We start from the raw sequence: 13,442 nt of genomic DNA, 5'->3' as shown, positions 1-13,442 counted from the left end.
AGCGGCCGAAGGCCGGGACGACGATGACGAAGGGGCAGTCCGGAGCGAAGGCTCCAGACCGCAATCGTGGGCGCTCGCAGCCACGGCGACCGCGGCGTCGGGCGGCCTACGAAGAACTCAGGACAGCAACGTCTTCGCGCCTACGAAGAAGAACACCGGACCACAAAGACCGACAAAGCACCGAAGCCCACAAACCCCACGCACCTACGAATCCGTCATCATCAATTCACCTTCGCCCCCGACACCTCCACAGCCTTCTTCCAAGTCACCAATTCCCGCTCGATATGCGCCCCGAATTCCCCAGGCGTAGACCCCACCACCTCATACCCGTACCCGGCCAGCTGCTGCTTCACCGCCGGCGTCGCCACGACCTCCGCGATCCCTTTGCTCAACGCATCCACGACCGCCTTCGGCGTGCCCGCCGGCGCCAGCACCCCGTACCAGCCGTTCACGACGAATCCGGGCACGCTTTCCGCCACGGTCGGGACGTCCGGTAGCAGCGGCGAGCGGTGATCGCCGGTGACCGCGATGGCTTTCAGTTTGCCGGCCTGCACTTGCGGCAGCGATGTGGAGATGCTGTCGAACATCAGCGACACCTCGCCGCCCAGCAGCGCCACGACTGCCGGTCCGCTGCCTTTGTAGGGCACGTGCATCATGTCCGCGCCCGTCTGGTGCTTGAACATCTCGGCCGCCAGGTGGCTGGTGTTGCCGTTGCCGGCCGAGGCAAAGCTGAGTTTGCCGGGGTGGCTTTTGCCGTAGGCGATCAGTTCTGGAACGGTGTTCGCGGGCGTGGCCAGCGGCGCGGCGACGAGCATGGGCAGCGTGGCGACGAGCGACACCGGCGCGAAGTCCGTGCGCGTGTCGTATGGCAGCGAGGGATAGAGGCTCGGGTTGATGGTGTGAGCCGCCAGCACCATCAGCAACGTGTAGCCGTCGGGCTTGGCGCGCGCCAGCTGGGCCGATGCGATGGCGCCGCCCGCGCCCGGTTTGTATTCCAGCACTACGGGCTGGCCCCACTTCTTCTGCAGTTCCGCGCCAAGCGGTCGCGCCAGCATGTCGGCGCTGCCGCCTGGCGGATAGGGAATCAACAAGGTGATGGGCTTGTCGGGATAGGTCTGCGCGGCGTGCGCCGCGCCCATGCACAGTACGCCCGCAGATACGGCGGCCAGGATCGATCGGATCATCGGGAACTCCTTTGCCCGTCGCGGGGCGCAAGACTTCGGTCGTAACAGCGAAAATTCGCGACACGCACGGCGTCATTCGCGGTCAGGAACGTCAACGGCAACCGCCTTCAGACTCGACGGAATGGCCAGCGTGATGCGTCGGTCGATTCATGGCGGTTGGCGACATACGCCCGCGCCATTACCGGCTCACTCATAGCGCGGCGTCCCCGCGCCATCCACCACGATGGTGCGCGGCGTTTGCGGGAAATTCAGCCGGGCATCGGTGACCGAGCGCAGGAACGCCTCGTCGACGCCCTGCTTCATCGCATGCACCTGCAATCCTTCGGGCGTCACGTCGATGACGGCGAGATCGGTGTAGATGCGCGTCACGACGCCCTTGCCGGTCAGCGGATAGGTGCATTGTTTTCGCACCTTAGGGGTGCCGTCGCGGCCGCGATGCTCCATGGTGACCAGCACCTGTTTGGCGCCCACGGCCAGGTCCATTGCGCCGCCCACCGCGGGAATGGCGTCGGACGCGTCGGTCTTCCAGTTAGCCAGGTCGCCCTGCTCGGACACCTGGAACGCGCCCAGCACGGCGTAGTCCAGGTGGCCGCCGCGCATCATGGCGAACGACACGGTGTGCTCCGTGATGGACGCGCCCTGCAGCAACGTGATGGGCTGGCGGCTGGCGTTGATGAGGTCCGGATCCACGTGCTCGCCGCTGGCGGCCGGCCCCATGCCGAGGATGCCGTTCTCGCTGTGCAGCAGGATCTCGCGGCCTTCGGGCAGGTAGTCGCCCACCAGCGTCGGCATGCCGATGCCCAGGTTGACGATGAACCCGTCCGGGATGTCGCTGGCCAGCAGTTGCGCGATCTGCTGGCGGGTCAAGCCGATGATGTCTTGCATGTCAGGCCTCCACCCGGACCACGGATTTCACGAAGATGCCTTGCGACATGATCTGTTCGGGCGCCAGCGCGCCCAGCGGCACGATCTCGTCGACCTGCGCGATGGCATGGCCGGCGGCCATGCACATCACCGGATTGAAGTTGCGCGCGGCATGGCGGTACATGAGGTTGCCCCAGCGGTCGCCCAGGTGCGCGCGAATCAGTGCGTAGTCGCCCCGCAAGGGCTGTTCCAGCACATAGCCCACGCCGTCGATGATTTCCTGGCGGCGGCCTTGCGCCAGTTCGGTGCCGTAGCCCGTCGGGGTGTAGAACGGGCCCAGGCCAGCGCCGGCGGCGCGCAGCCGCTCCGCCAGCGTGCCTTGCGGCACGCATTCCAGTTCCACCTCGCCGGCGCGATAGGCTCTCGCGAAGGCTTCGGAGTTCGGCGGGCGGGGATGCGAGCAGATGATCTTTCTGACCTGCTTGCGTATCAACAACGCGGCGATGCCGCGGTCGAACGTGCCGGCGTTGTTGGAAATGATGGTGAGGTCGCGCCGCCCCGATTCGGCCAGGCATTGCAGCAGCTCGTATGGCACCCCCGCTTCGCCGAAGCCGCCCACCAGCACGGATGCGCCGTCGGGAATGATTGCCACGGCCTGCGCCATGGACTCCTGAATCTTGTCGATCACTTATTGCTCCTGCGCAAGGCCCGCCGCGTCCACGATGGTTTTCCAGCGGGTGCGTTCCTGATCGATGAACGCCGTGAATTCCGCGGGTGTGTTGCCGCCCGCCTGTCCGCCCATGGACCTGAAGCGTTCGCTGATCTCCGGGCTGCGCACCACGTCGCGGGTGGCGGCATAGAGTTTGTCGATCGCATCCTGCGGCGTGCCCGCGGGCGCGACCAATCCAAACCACGCGGTGACCACCATGTCCTTCACGCCGGCTTCGGCCATGGTCGGCACGTCCGGCAGCTCGGCCAGGCGCTTGTCGCTGGTGACGGCCAGCGCCCGCAGCTTGCCGGACTGGATGTACGGCATCGAACTGGGTAGGTTGTCGATCATGAAGGTGAACTGCTGGCCCAGCAGCGCGGCCACGGCTGGCCCGGCGCCCTTGTAGGCCACGTGGGTGCCGGGAATGCCGGCGCGCTGCTTGAACATTTCAGCGGACAGGTGCGGCGACTGGCCCGCGCCCGAGCTGCCGAAGGACACCTTTGCCGGTTCCTGCCTGGCCTGCGCCAGCAGGTCCGACACGCTGCGCGCCGGCGACGCTTCGTTCACGACCAGCACGTTGGGCACGGAGATCACCAGGGTCACCGGCGCAAAGTCGGCCGGCTTGTACGGCAGCGTCTTGTAAAGCGCGTAGTTGATGGCGTTGGGGCCGATGTTGCCCATCAGCAGCGTGTAGCCGTCGGGCTTGGCGCGGGCCAGCGCCTGCGCGCCGATGATGCCCGCCGCGCCTGCCCGGTTCTCCACGATGACCTGCTGCCCCAGTTTGGCGGACAGCTTGTCGGCAATGAGGCGCGCCGAGATGTCGGTGGTGCCGCCGGGCGCGGCGGGAATGATGAGGGTGATGGGACGTTCAGGCCAGGCCGCCTGCGCCGGACTCGCGATGGCGAAGGCCACCGCGCCGGCTGCCAGCCAGCGATGCGCACACTTCATGCTTGTCTCCCTGCGTGATCATTGATTGATCAACTTGTGAGCATGAGTGTGGGCGCGGCGCCGGCAAATTCCTATTCTTGAATCCGGAGGTGAGGCTTCGCCTGGGCTGAAGAGCGCGCCGGCGTGCGCGTCGCCGTCAGGCCAGGGGAAATGTGTGTGCGGCCTGCTGCAAGTGCTGCCACAGCCGCGTCAGGACCGGGCCGTGGGGCCGGTCTGCGCGGCGCGCCGCCACCAGTTCTTCGGTGCTGCCGGGCAGGCGGCGGTTCGCGATGGATAGCAATCGCCCGTCGCGCAATTCGTCTTCGATCAGGAAGCGTGGCAGGTGTCCCCAACCCATCCCCTGAAGGATGATCTCTTTCTTCATGAGTTGGTCGGGCACGGTGCACTGCGGCGCGCCTTCGATCATGAAAAAATCTTGCGTCGGTGTGTGCCGGGCGGTGTCTCGCATGACGCACTGCGTGAGGCCGCGCAAGGCGCGCGCATCGATGCCCTTGGCCTGCGGTTCGGGCAGGTAGCCCGGCGCGGCGACCGGAATGAACGGCACCTTCGCCAGGTCCAGCCATTCGATGCGCGGGTCGCGTTTGTCCACGCGATGCAGGATCAGGTCGGCGTCGCCGTCCAGCAAGCGTTCCTGCGGGCCACCCACTGCCTCGAAGTGCAGGTGCAGACGCGTGGCCGGACACTGCGCGAAAAAGCGGCTGAGCAACCCGAGCGTTTCGGCACGCGGGCAGAAGTCGCCGATGACGACGTGCAGTTCGCTTTCCTCTCCCAGGGCGAGTTGCGCGGCGTGGCTGCGCAGGCCTTCAAGTTCGCGCAGCAGCGACTGCGCGCGGCGATGGAACGAGGCGCCCGCGGACGTAAGCCTGACGCGATATCCGCTGCGATCCAGCAACGCCAGGCCAAGCTGGCGTTCCAGCTTGGCGACGGCGGCGAACACAGCCGGGTGAGAGCGGTGCAGCGTCGCGGCCGCCGCCTGGAAGCCGCCCGCCCGCACCACGGCGTCAAAGCACTGCAGGTCGTGCAGGGTGAATTCGCTCATGCTCAGCTTTTCCAACAAAGACTGTGCAAACTTTGTAATTTTTTCGTGAGCCGTGCGCAACTACGCTGCGAGTCATTCCATCTGGAGACTTGTCATGCAAAACCTTTCTTCCTTCACCACCGGCGACGGCGTGCGCATTGCCTACCGCTACGACGGCGACTCCGCGCTACCCGTTCTCGTCCTGTCGAATTCCATCGGCACCACGCTGCACATGTGGGACGACCAGATCCCCGCCCTGTCGCGCGCGTTCCGCGTGCTGCGCTACGACACCCGGGGGCATGGCGCTTCCGGCGTGCCTCAAGGCCCGTATTCGCTGGATCGGCTGGGCCGCGACGTCATCGAGCTGATGGATGGGCTGGGCATCGGCCGCGCGCATTTCCTGGGCCTGTCGCTGGGCGGCATCATTGGCCAGTGGCTTGGCGTGCATGCGCCCGATCGAATCGACCGCCTGGTCCTGGCCAATACGTCCGGCTACCTGGGGCCGGCGCCGCAATGGGACGAGCGGATCGCCGCCACGCTTCAGGCGCCGGACATGACCGACACCGCCGCGACATTCCTCTGCAATTGGTTTCCCGCGTCCATGCTGGAGGCCGGCGGGCCGGTCATCGAGGCCTTCCGGGCCATGCTGCTTGCCACGGACCGGAAGGGCCTGGCCGGCGCGTTCGCGGCGGTGCGCGACATGGACCTGCGCCGTACGGCCGCGCTGATCAACCGGCCGACGCTGGTGATCGCCGGCCGCGACGACACCGTGACGGCGGCCAGCCACGGCGAACGCATCGCCGCGACGGTGCCGGGCGCCGAACTGCTGGTGTTGCCTGCCGTGCACCTGTCGAATATCGAACGGCCGGCGGAATTCCTGGACGCGGTGCTGACGTTCCTGGCGCAGCCGGAAACTGTTTCGGCCGCCGCATAGCGCGGCCGCGCGACGCCTAGTCGCCCCCGCGCTCCCAGCGCCGCTGGATGGCCTTTGCCGCCACCACGCCGTCCGCCATCGACGTCACGACGCAGGGATGCATGCGGTGCGCCACCTCGCCCACCGCGTAGATGTCGGGAACGCTGGTCTCGGCCGTGGCGAAATCGGTGCGGATGTAGCCGCGTTCGTCGCGCGCCAGCCGCAGGTCGTCGGCAAAGCCGGCCTGCGGTTCCCACCCGTAGAAAACCAGGATCAGGTCGTACTGCCGGCCGTCGACACTGCGCGCCGCCGGATCCACCGTGTAGGGTCCGATGCGGACGCCTTCGCGCCCGGCCCGCGTGACCCACTGCTGCTGGGCGCGCACGCTGCGGGCGTACAGATGGACGGCGCGCGCGCCCCGGTTACGTACGTAGACGTAGTTTTCAAAGGCGTTGTCGCCTCCGCCCAGCACCGCCACGGACAGACCCGAGTAATCCTGCGCGACGATGGGCGAACCCGGGCCGATCAGCACGCCCGGCCACGATGACCCGGGCGGATGATCGGGCAGCCCTTTGGCGCGCACGCCGGAGGCGATGACCAGGGTGCGGGCCCGGACCTGGGATGCGTCCCCGGAAGAACCCGTCAGCGTGGCCTCAATGCCGCCCTTGCAGGGCCTCACGCCGGTAACGCGGGTTTCCAGGCGCAGCGGCACATTGGCGGCGCGCACGCTGGTGTCGATATTGGCCGCCACCTGCTGGCCAGTCACGCCGGGCAGGACAGCGATCCAGTCGTCTGCGAAGGGGTTTTCATTGCCAAGGCCGCCCAGGCGGTCGCTGGCCTCGACCAGCAGCGGGGACAGGCCCAGGCGCGCCAGCCACAGGGCGCAGGAGGCGCCGGCCGGGCCGCCGCCTACAATGACCGAATCGTGCATCTGTTGCATTTCACCCCTTATTGACTGCGCCGGCGCCTCGCGGACGCCCGGACATGGCCGGATTGTAGCCAGCGCGCCCCCCTGTCCCGGCGCCGCCTTACAATTCCCGCTATTCCACCCAGGTTTTCATCATGCCCACTCGCCGCATCATTCTTTCCGGGCTTGCGCTCGACGCCCGCATCGGCATCCTCGAGCACGAGCGCCGCGCCACCCAGCCCCTGCATGTCGACGCCGACTTCGACGTGGACATCCAGCGCTCGGTCGACGACCACGACATCCACAGCGTGCTGGATTACCGACGCCTGCGCGAAGCCATCGTCGAAGAATGCACGCAGGCGCACGTCAATCTCATTGAAACCCTGTCCGAACAGGTCGCCGCGCGCCTCCTGGCGGACTTCCAGGAAATCCGCGCGCTGCGCCTGCGCATCAGCAAGCCCATGGCCTTCTCCGACTGTGCGGCGGTGGGCGTGGAAATCCAGATCACCCGCTGACATGAACGATATCGCTCCCCCCGGCGTGCAATTCCGCACGCCCGCCGATGAAAAGGCGCGCTTTGAAGGCAACAAGCTGACCAAGCGCCTGGCGCGCGAGACCACTCGCGCCCTGTCCGACTACAACATGATCGAAGAAGGCGACCGCGTGATGGTCTGCCTGTCCGGCGGCAAGGATTCGTATGCCATGCTGGACATCCTGCTGCAGTTGCAGAAGCGCGCGCCGTTCAAGTTCGAACTGATCGCGGTGAACCTGGACCAGAAGCAGCCAGGCTTTCCCGACCACATCCTGCCGCAGTACCTGAAAGAACTGGGCGTGCCGTTCCACATCGAGACGCAGGACACGTATTCCATCGTCACGCGCGTGCTGGAAGAAGGCAAGACGATGTGCTCGCTCTGTTCGCGGCTGCGCCGGGGCATCCTGTATCGCGTGGCTTCCGAGCTGGGCGCGACCAAGATCGCGCTGGGCCATCACCGCGACGACATCCTGGCCACGTTCTTCCTGAACCTGTTCTACGGCGGCAAGGCCAAGGGCATGCCGCCCAAGCTGGTGTCCGACGACGGCCGCCACACGGTGATCCGCCCGCTGGCTTATGTCGCCGAAACCGACCTGATCGCATACGCGGAACTCAAGCAGTTCCCCATCATTCCGTGCAACCTCTGTGGTTCCCAAGAGAACCTGAAGCGCAAGGAAGTGGGCCGCATGATCAAGGAATGGGACAAGCAGCATCCCGGCCGTTCCTGGAATGTGTTCAATGCGCTGTCGCGCGTCGTGCCCTCGCACCTGATGGACCGCGACCTGTTCGATTTCGTGGGCCTCAAGCCCACCGGCGTGCCGGACGCCAATGGCGATACGGCGTTCGACGCGGTCGATCCCAGTGAGGACGCAGACGAAGCCTGCGGGGATACCCCCCAGGCGCTGGAACCGGGCGGGATCATCGAAAAGAAGGTGATGTTCTCGCGCGGTTGAGTACGGTGATCGACGAGAAGGGTTGCACGCTGATCTGAAACCCGCGATTGTTGGGAATCAGGAGCTGAAGATCAAAGGCCTGAGTCCGGTGCCGCACCGGACTCAGGCCTTTTGATTTGCACTCAGGGCTGCATGCCATAGAGTTCGAACGGTTGACACCCGGCGGGCGCAAGTCGAGTTCTGGCGTAATCGGTCAAGCATGCGATATCCGCTTCGACCCGCGTTTTGTCGTGCGCGGACAAGGCGCCGAGAACGTTGTCCGCGGCCATCACGGTCTGATATTGCATCAACGCATAGTCCATATCGCGCTCGACGCCGAGGCTCGTATTCCCGTTCCGGGCGCGGATTTCACCGAGCATGCGCAGGTTTGCGGCGACATATTCAGTCAATACTTGCGGGGTGGGATTCCGGATGGCGCTTTCACCGAAAGACTTGGCGGCGGCCGACCAATACTTCTTGCTTTTGTATTTCAACCCTTCATTGAAAGAGAAGGCAGCGCCTTTTTTGTCGACGCCTTCGGGGTTATCGCGGAGCCATTGGGCGACGACATCAGGCTCGGACAGCTGTCTCTGATTCAAGGGCTCTCCTGCGAGAACCCCAGCGGCGGCCGTTCCCATCAGGATCGCAAGCGCGCCATTCGTCAACCACCGCAACCGTGCCGATTGTCTTTCCATCATGGCCTCTGCAACGGGCTGAAGATTCCCAGCCGAAGCGACTGATCGTAGATTGCCATTCCAGAAAAGCCATAAGCACTGTCCTATGACCCACTGCTCAGGGCGCACGCAAGGCAATGCGAAGCCGCCGCAGCGCATACGGCAAGCGACAAGCGGCATGGGTTGTCTGACCGCGAGAATGTCCGAAGCTTTCCAAGTGTCCGATACCGCCAGGACACCCGAAAAGCTTCAGCGCACTTCCCCCCGGTATCAGACGCCGGCGTCGGCGCCTGACGGCGCGATCACGCCGCGTTCAGCACGCGGATCGGCTTGCCCGCCGCCCAGGCCTTCACCGCTTCGAGGCAGTTCTGGTAGAACGCCTCGAAATTTTCGCGGCTGACGTAGCCCAGGTGGGGCGTGAGGATGACGTTGTCCAGGTCGCGCACGTTGTCGGTGGGGGACAGCGGTTCTTCGGGATACACGTCCAGGCCGGCGCCGGCGATGCGGAATTTGACCAGCGCGTCCATCAGCGCTTCCTGGTCGACCAGGCCGGCGCGAGAGGTGTTCACGAGGTACGCGGTGGGCTTCATGGCGGCCAGCGCGGTGGCGTCGACCACGTTGCGGCTGCGATCCGACAGGATCAGGTGCAGGCTCACGACGTCGGACGTGGAGAAGAGTTCGTGCTTGTCCACGCGTGTGACGCCGGCGGCCTGGGCGCGTTCGTCGGTCAGGTTGGGGCTCCAGGCCACGACGTCCATGCCGAACGCGAGACCCACCTTGGCCACCGCGGCGCCCAGCTTGCCCAGGCCCACGACGCCCAGGCGCTTGCCGGCCAGGGGTTCGGGCATGGCCGTCTGCCACATGCCGCGGCGCATGGCCGCGTCTTCGGCGGGAAGGTGCTTGAAGAGGCCCAGGATATGCGCCCAGGCCAGTTCCGCCGTGGCGGTGTTGGCGTCGGCGCTGCCGGGTGCGCCGCACACTACGATGCCCTGCTCGGTGCAGGCCTGCATGTCGATGGCGTTGTTGCGCATGCCCGTGGTGATCAGCAGGCGCAGCCTGGGCAGGGCCTTGATGCGGGAAGCCGGGAACGGCGTGCGTTCGCGCATGGCGACGATGACGTCGAAGGGCTCGAGGGAGGCTTCGACCTGGTCGTCGGGGATGAAATTATTGAAGATCTGCACCTCGGCGTCACCGCCCAGCGAGGTCCAATCCGCGTAGCGCCGGGCTACGTCGTGGTAATCGTCGAGTATTGCGATTTTCAAGTCTTGTCTCCGGGTGGGGTGGCGCCGACCGCGCCACCCCACCCGGGCCGGCGCGACTTGCGCCGGTCAGTTCAAACGGGCCTTGAGCTGGTCCAGGGGCAACGCGCCGCTGATGCGCGAGCCGTCGGCGAAGAAGAGCGTGGGCGTGCCGCGCACCATCAGTTGCTGGCCCAGCGCCAGCAGTTTGTCTTCAGGCACGTCGCAGTCGGCCGCCGCGGGCGTCTTGCCGCGCAGCATCCAGTCGTCCCAGGTCTTGCCCTGGTCTTTGGCGCACCACACGTTGCGCACCTTGACCTTGGAATCCGGCGACAGGATGGGGTAGAGGAAGGTGTAGACGGTAAGGTTGTCCACTTCTTCGAGCGTCTTGCGCAGCTGCTTGCAGTAGCCGCAGTTGGGGTCTTCGAAGATCGCGACCTTGCGCGAGCCGTCGCCCTTGACCTGCTTGATGGCCAGGTCCAGCGGTAGCTGGTCGAACGTGACGGCGCTGAGCTTTTCCTGCGATTCGCGGGTGACGTCGCGACGCGTCGTGGCGTCGATCAGCGGACCTTCCATGACCCAGGTGACGCCTTCATCGGTGTAGATCATGTCCATGCCCAGCTGCACCTCGAACAGCCCGTAGGGCGTGCGGCGCACGGTGGTGACGTTCATGCCGGAGAACCGTTGCTGGAAACGTTCCTTGACGGCGGCCGAGACGGGGTCAAGTTCGGTCGTGGAGACGCTTTTTTCATTCTTGGCCGCCTGCCCCACGGACTGCGTGGAGACGGACTTGCCTTCCTGCGCCTGGGCGGCGGCGGACAGGCCCATTCCAGCAGCCAGGAAACAAGCCGCCAATGTGGCGGGTATGCGGAATTTCATCGGTGCTCCTACTTGTGTATCGAGTGCTTTGGCGGAAAGCGTAACCGATCCGGGATATCCGCCCCCCCTTTGCAAGGGGGACGGCGGTCTCTATCAGACGCCCGGCTGCCTGCCGAGGTTCCGCTGAAAGCGGCGGCTGCGTTCCTAGTTGGCGGACGCGCCGGCGATCAGGCGGCGCTTGATCAGCGGCGCCCGTTCGACCCAGTGCATGCCGGCGTTTCGCAGCCAGACGAGCGGCGTCGCCTTCGAGCCGAACAGCCTGTGCAGGCCGTCGGTGGCCAGGCGCATGGCCAGCACAGGTTCGGCCCGCGCCCGCTGATAGCGGTGCAGGACGCGCAGATCGCCGGCTTCGCGGAAGGGCTCGCGGCCCGCGACGATGCGGGCCAGGGCCTCGACGTCGCCCAGCCCCAGGTTCAGGCCCTGCCCCGCCAGCGGATGCAGGCGGTGCGCGGCGTCCCCCGCCAGGGCGATGCCCGGCGCCACCATCTGGGAGCGCTCCAGCGTCAGGGGAAAGCCATGCAACTTGCTGCGTACCTTCAGGCGGCCCAGCCGACCTTCGGCGGCGTCGGCCAGCAGGGTTTCCAGACGCGAGGCCTGCGCTTCCTGCGGCAAGTCCAGCAATTGGCGGGCGAGTTCATTGCGCATGGACCAGACCATGGAGACCTGCGGGCCGTCGGCGGTGTCGGGCAGCGGCAGCAGCGCCAGCACGCCGTCATCGCGGAACCACTGGAAAGCCGTGCCCTGGTGCGGCAGTTCGGCGTCCAGGTGAACCACCAGGCCGGTGTCGTCATAGGACACGGCTTCGTGCTTCATTCCGGCCGCGTCGCGCAGCGGCGAAGCCGCGCCATCGGCGCCCACGAACAGCTCCGCCTGGATGCGGGCGCCGCTTTCGGTGTCGATGGCGCCGTTCTGGTAACCCGTGCAACGGTCTTCCAGCCACGCAATGCCGAACATGCGGACGGCCTGGATCAGCACGCGTTCGATTTCTCCGGACTCGACGATCCAGGCCAGTTGCTGCAACGCGGCCTGCCAGGCGTTCAGGTTGACCTGGCCGTCGGCGTCGCCGTGGATTTCCATGGCCTGCACCGGCATCAGCCGCGAGGCCGGCATGGCGTCCCACACGCCCAGGTCGGCCAGGAAACGCTGGCTGGCGGGCGAGATGGCGTAGACGCGCGGGTGATAGTGGTTGGGATCGGCGGGCGGCACGGAGGAACGGGGCGCCAGCACGGCGACGCGCTGCCCGCGGCGGGCCAGCGCCAGCGCGGTGGACAGGCCGACGATGCCGGCCCCGCAAACTACGATCTGGTGGCTCATCGTGCGGAAGGCTCCCCGGCTTGTTTGGGCCAAAGCAGCCACATCTGGCCGCGCTGCTTCATGCGCCCGGCCTGCTGGCCGGCTTCTTCGCCGTAGCCCCAATAGAAGTCGGCGCGGGCCGCGCCGCGGATCGCGGTGCCCGTGTCCTGGGCGAACACCAGGCGCTGCAAAGGCTTGTCCGAGGCGGGATAGGTGGTGGCCAGGAACAGGGGCGTACCCAGCGGCACGAAGGTGGCGTCCACCGCCACCGAGCGCCGGGGCGCCAGCGGGATGGCGTAGGCGCCCTTGGGACCCTGTTCGGGATCGATCACCGGTTCCTCGCGGAAAAACACCACCGCGGGGTTGGCGTTGAGCATTTCAGGGACGCGCTTGGGGTTGCGCTGGGCCCAGGCCCGGATGTTCTGCATGGACGCCTGGTCGGCGGTCAGTTCGCCGCGGTCGATCAGCCAGCGGCCGATGGACGCGTAGGGCTGGCCGTTGTGGTCGGCGTAGGCGACGCGGATGGTCTTGCCAGCGTCCGGCCCGTCGGTGAGCTGCACGCGTCCGGAGCCCTGCACCTGCAGGAAGAAGTTGTCCACCGGGTCATCCACCCAGACCACCACGGGCGGCCGGCGGCCGGACGACGATTCGATGGCGGCGCGGGTGTCATAGGGCACCACGCGCTTGCCGTCCAGCTTGCCACGGACGCGCTTGCCGGCCAGGTCCGGGTACACCGAACCCAGGTCGATCGTCAGCAAATCGGCGGGCACCGCGTACAGCGGCCATTGGTAGGCGCCGCCCTGGCGGCGCGATCCGCGGACCAGGGGTTCGTAGTAGCCCGTCACCGTGTTGGCCGCCGGCTTGCCGTCGGCGGCATTCAGGCGCCAGGGTTGCAGATGGGTCTGGAGGAAGCGGCGCACGGCCTCGCCATCGCCGGCGGCCGGCGCGCGCGCCGGATCCACCGCCGCGGCGCAGACCGGCTGCCAGGCGCGCGGCGTGGCGCGCGCGGGCGCGGCCAGGTTGCCGCTGGTGGGCCGCATCAGGCCCTTGCAGTTGCGCAGGAAAAGGGGCCAGAACTGGGACAGGTCGTCCGTCGTCCAGCCGGGCATCTCGGCCCAGTTGGCCGGTTTGAGTTTGCCCGCCAGGTTGCGCGGCGCGGTGTCCGGCAGCGCCGACAGCGACGGCACGACGAGCGGGCCGTCGACCGCCGGCGTGCGCGGGGCCGGTGTGCCGGGCAGACCGGAATCGGGGGGAATGTCGGAGGGGGTGGAACATGCCGCCAGCAGAACCGACAGCACGGACAGGCTAAGAATGCGCTTCATGAGCAAATGGAAAAACGTGCTACGGAAGG

The 13,442-nt window shown here is 66.7% G+C and carries 14 protein-coding genes; 3 read left to right on the top strand and 11 right to left on the bottom strand.

The features are described from left to right. Positions 1–221 precede the first annotated feature (221 nt). From RT614_RS28270 to RT614_RS28250, 5 genes are all read right to left on the bottom strand, one after another. Positions 222–1,184 carry a tripartite tricarboxylate transporter substrate binding protein gene (locus tag RT614_RS28270; RefSeq protein WP_313625817.1) on the bottom strand — a complete coding sequence of 321 codons (963 nt, stop codon included), beginning with the start codon at positions 1,182–1,184 and terminating at the stop codon, positions 222–224. Positions 1,185–1,370: 186 nt separating this feature from the next. Beyond that, positions 1,371–2,069 carry a 3-oxoacid CoA-transferase subunit B gene (locus RT614_RS28265; RefSeq protein ID WP_313625815.1) on the bottom strand — a complete coding sequence of 233 codons (699 nt, stop codon included), beginning with the start codon at positions 2,067–2,069 and terminating at the stop codon, positions 1,371–1,373. A 1-nt stretch (position 2,070) separates the two neighbouring features. Continuing rightward, complete coding sequence (locus tag RT614_RS28260; RefSeq protein WP_313625813.1) at positions 2,071–2,736, bottom strand: 3-oxoacid CoA-transferase subunit A; 666 nt, start codon at positions 2,734–2,736, stop codon at positions 2,071–2,073. Continuing rightward, a complete protein-coding gene (locus tag RT614_RS28255; protein ID WP_313625811.1) occupies positions 2,737–3,705 on the bottom strand; it encodes a tripartite tricarboxylate transporter substrate binding protein in 969 nt (322 codons plus the stop codon). A gap of 136 nt (positions 3,706–3,841) precedes the next feature. Beyond that, positions 3,842–4,744: a LysR family transcriptional regulator gene (locus RT614_RS28250; RefSeq protein ID WP_313625809.1), complete on the bottom strand. Its 903-nt coding sequence runs from the start codon at positions 4,742–4,744 to the stop codon at positions 3,842–3,844. Between the two features lie 94 nt (positions 4,745–4,838). Between RT614_RS28250 and pcaD the strand changes: the two genes are divergently transcribed. Continuing rightward, entirely contained in the window at positions 4,839–5,657 is an 819-nt protein-coding gene (gene pcaD, locus RT614_RS28245; RefSeq protein ID WP_313625807.1) for a 3-oxoadipate enol-lactonase, read from the top strand. A 16-nt stretch (positions 5,658–5,673) separates the two neighbouring features. Here the strand turns inward: pcaD and RT614_RS28240 are convergent, their stop codons facing one another. After that, entirely contained in the window at positions 5,674–6,576 is a 903-nt protein-coding gene (locus RT614_RS28240; RefSeq protein WP_313625805.1) for an NAD(P)/FAD-dependent oxidoreductase, read from the bottom strand. A 122-nt stretch (positions 6,577–6,698) separates the two neighbouring features. On the opposite strand from RT614_RS28240, the gene folB reads away from it, so the two are divergent. Then, positions 6,699–7,058, top strand: coding sequence for a dihydroneopterin aldolase (gene folB / locus RT614_RS28235; protein ID WP_008164827.1), 360 nt, complete (start codon positions 6,699–6,701; stop codon positions 7,056–7,058). A gap of 1 nt (position 7,059) precedes the next feature. Beyond that, positions 7,060–8,028, top strand: a complete 969-nt coding sequence (gene ttcA / locus RT614_RS28230; RefSeq protein WP_313625803.1) for a tRNA 2-thiocytidine(32) synthetase TtcA — start codon at positions 7,060–7,062, stop codon at positions 8,026–8,028. A 122-nt stretch (positions 8,029–8,150) separates the two neighbouring features. Here the strand turns inward: ttcA and RT614_RS28225 are convergent, their stop codons facing one another. The 5 genes from RT614_RS28225 to RT614_RS28205 all read right to left on the bottom strand — a co-directional run bounded on the left by RT614_RS28225 (position 8,151) and on the right by RT614_RS28205 (position 13,413). Further along, positions 8,151–8,705, bottom strand: a complete 555-nt coding sequence (locus RT614_RS28225) for a hypothetical protein (RefSeq protein ID WP_313625801.1) — start codon at positions 8,703–8,705, stop codon at positions 8,151–8,153. A gap of 278 nt (positions 8,706–8,983) precedes the next feature. Then, positions 8,984–9,943 (bottom strand): D-2-hydroxyacid dehydrogenase family protein, encoded by a 960-nt coding sequence (locus RT614_RS28220; protein WP_313625799.1) that lies wholly within the window; start codon positions 9,941–9,943, stop codon positions 8,984–8,986. A 66-nt stretch (positions 9,944–10,009) separates the two neighbouring features. Further along, positions 10,010–10,798 carry a DsbC family protein gene (locus tag RT614_RS28215; RefSeq protein WP_313625797.1) on the bottom strand — a complete coding sequence of 263 codons (789 nt, stop codon included), beginning with the start codon at positions 10,796–10,798 and terminating at the stop codon, positions 10,010–10,012. A gap of 144 nt (positions 10,799–10,942) precedes the next feature. Beyond that, positions 10,943–12,112, bottom strand: a complete 1,170-nt coding sequence (locus RT614_RS28210) for a UbiH/UbiF family hydroxylase (protein WP_313625795.1) — start codon at positions 12,110–12,112, stop codon at positions 10,943–10,945. Next, a complete protein-coding gene (locus tag RT614_RS28205) occupies positions 12,109–13,413 on the bottom strand; it encodes a murein transglycosylase A (protein WP_313625794.1) in 1,305 nt (434 codons plus the stop codon). Before RT614_RS28205 ends, RT614_RS28210 begins: the two co-directional genes overlap by 4 nt. Between the last annotated feature and the right edge of the window lie 29 nt (positions 13,414–13,442).

Source organism: Achromobacter sp. (assembly GCF_032102605.1).
In the GTDB taxonomy this organism is placed as follows: domain Bacteria; phylum Pseudomonadota; class Gammaproteobacteria; order Burkholderiales; family Burkholderiaceae_B; genus Achromobacter.
Note: the sequence above shows the minus strand (reverse complement) of the source record. Positions and strands in the feature narration are given on the sequence as shown.

Excerpts from the sequence above, each read along its gene's own strand:
- RT614_RS28240 (WP_313625805.1), bottom strand. The coding sequence starts at position 6,576 with ATGCAACAGATGCACGATTCGGTCATTGTAGGCGGCGGCCCGGCCGGC.
- RT614_RS28250 (WP_313625809.1), bottom strand. The coding sequence starts at position 4,744 with ATGAGCGAATTCACCCTGCACGACCTGCAGTGCTTTGACGCCGTGGTG.
- RT614_RS28215 (WP_313625797.1), bottom strand. The coding sequence starts at position 10,798 with ATGAAATTCCGCATACCCGCCACATTGGCGGCTTGTTTCCTGGCTGCT.
- RT614_RS28265 (WP_313625815.1), bottom strand. The coding sequence starts at position 2,069 with ATGCAAGACATCATCGGCTTGACCCGCCAGCAGATCGCGCAACTGCTG.
- RT614_RS28210 (WP_313625795.1), bottom strand. The coding sequence starts at position 12,112 with ATGAGCCACCAGATCGTAGTTTGCGGGGCCGGCATCGTCGGCCTGTCC.
- RT614_RS28225 (WP_313625801.1), bottom strand. The coding sequence starts at position 8,705 with ATGATGGAAAGACAATCGGCACGGTTGCGGTGGTTGACGAATGGCGCG.
- RT614_RS28205 (WP_313625794.1), bottom strand. The coding sequence starts at position 13,413 with ATGAAGCGCATTCTTAGCCTGTCCGTGCTGTCGGTTCTGCTGGCGGCA.
- ttcA (WP_313625803.1), top strand. The coding sequence starts at position 7,060 with ATGAACGATATCGCTCCCCCCGGCGTGCAATTCCGCACGCCCGCCGAT.
- RT614_RS28270 (WP_313625817.1), bottom strand. The coding sequence starts at position 1,184 with ATGATCCGATCGATCCTGGCCGCCGTATCTGCGGGCGTACTGTGCATG.
- pcaD (WP_313625807.1), top strand. The coding sequence starts at position 4,839 with ATGCAAAACCTTTCTTCCTTCACCACCGGCGACGGCGTGCGCATTGCC.
- RT614_RS28255 (WP_313625811.1), bottom strand. The coding sequence starts at position 3,705 with ATGAAGTGTGCGCATCGCTGGCTGGCAGCCGGCGCGGTGGCCTTCGCC.
- folB (WP_008164827.1), top strand. The coding sequence starts at position 6,699 with ATGCCCACTCGCCGCATCATTCTTTCCGGGCTTGCGCTCGACGCCCGC.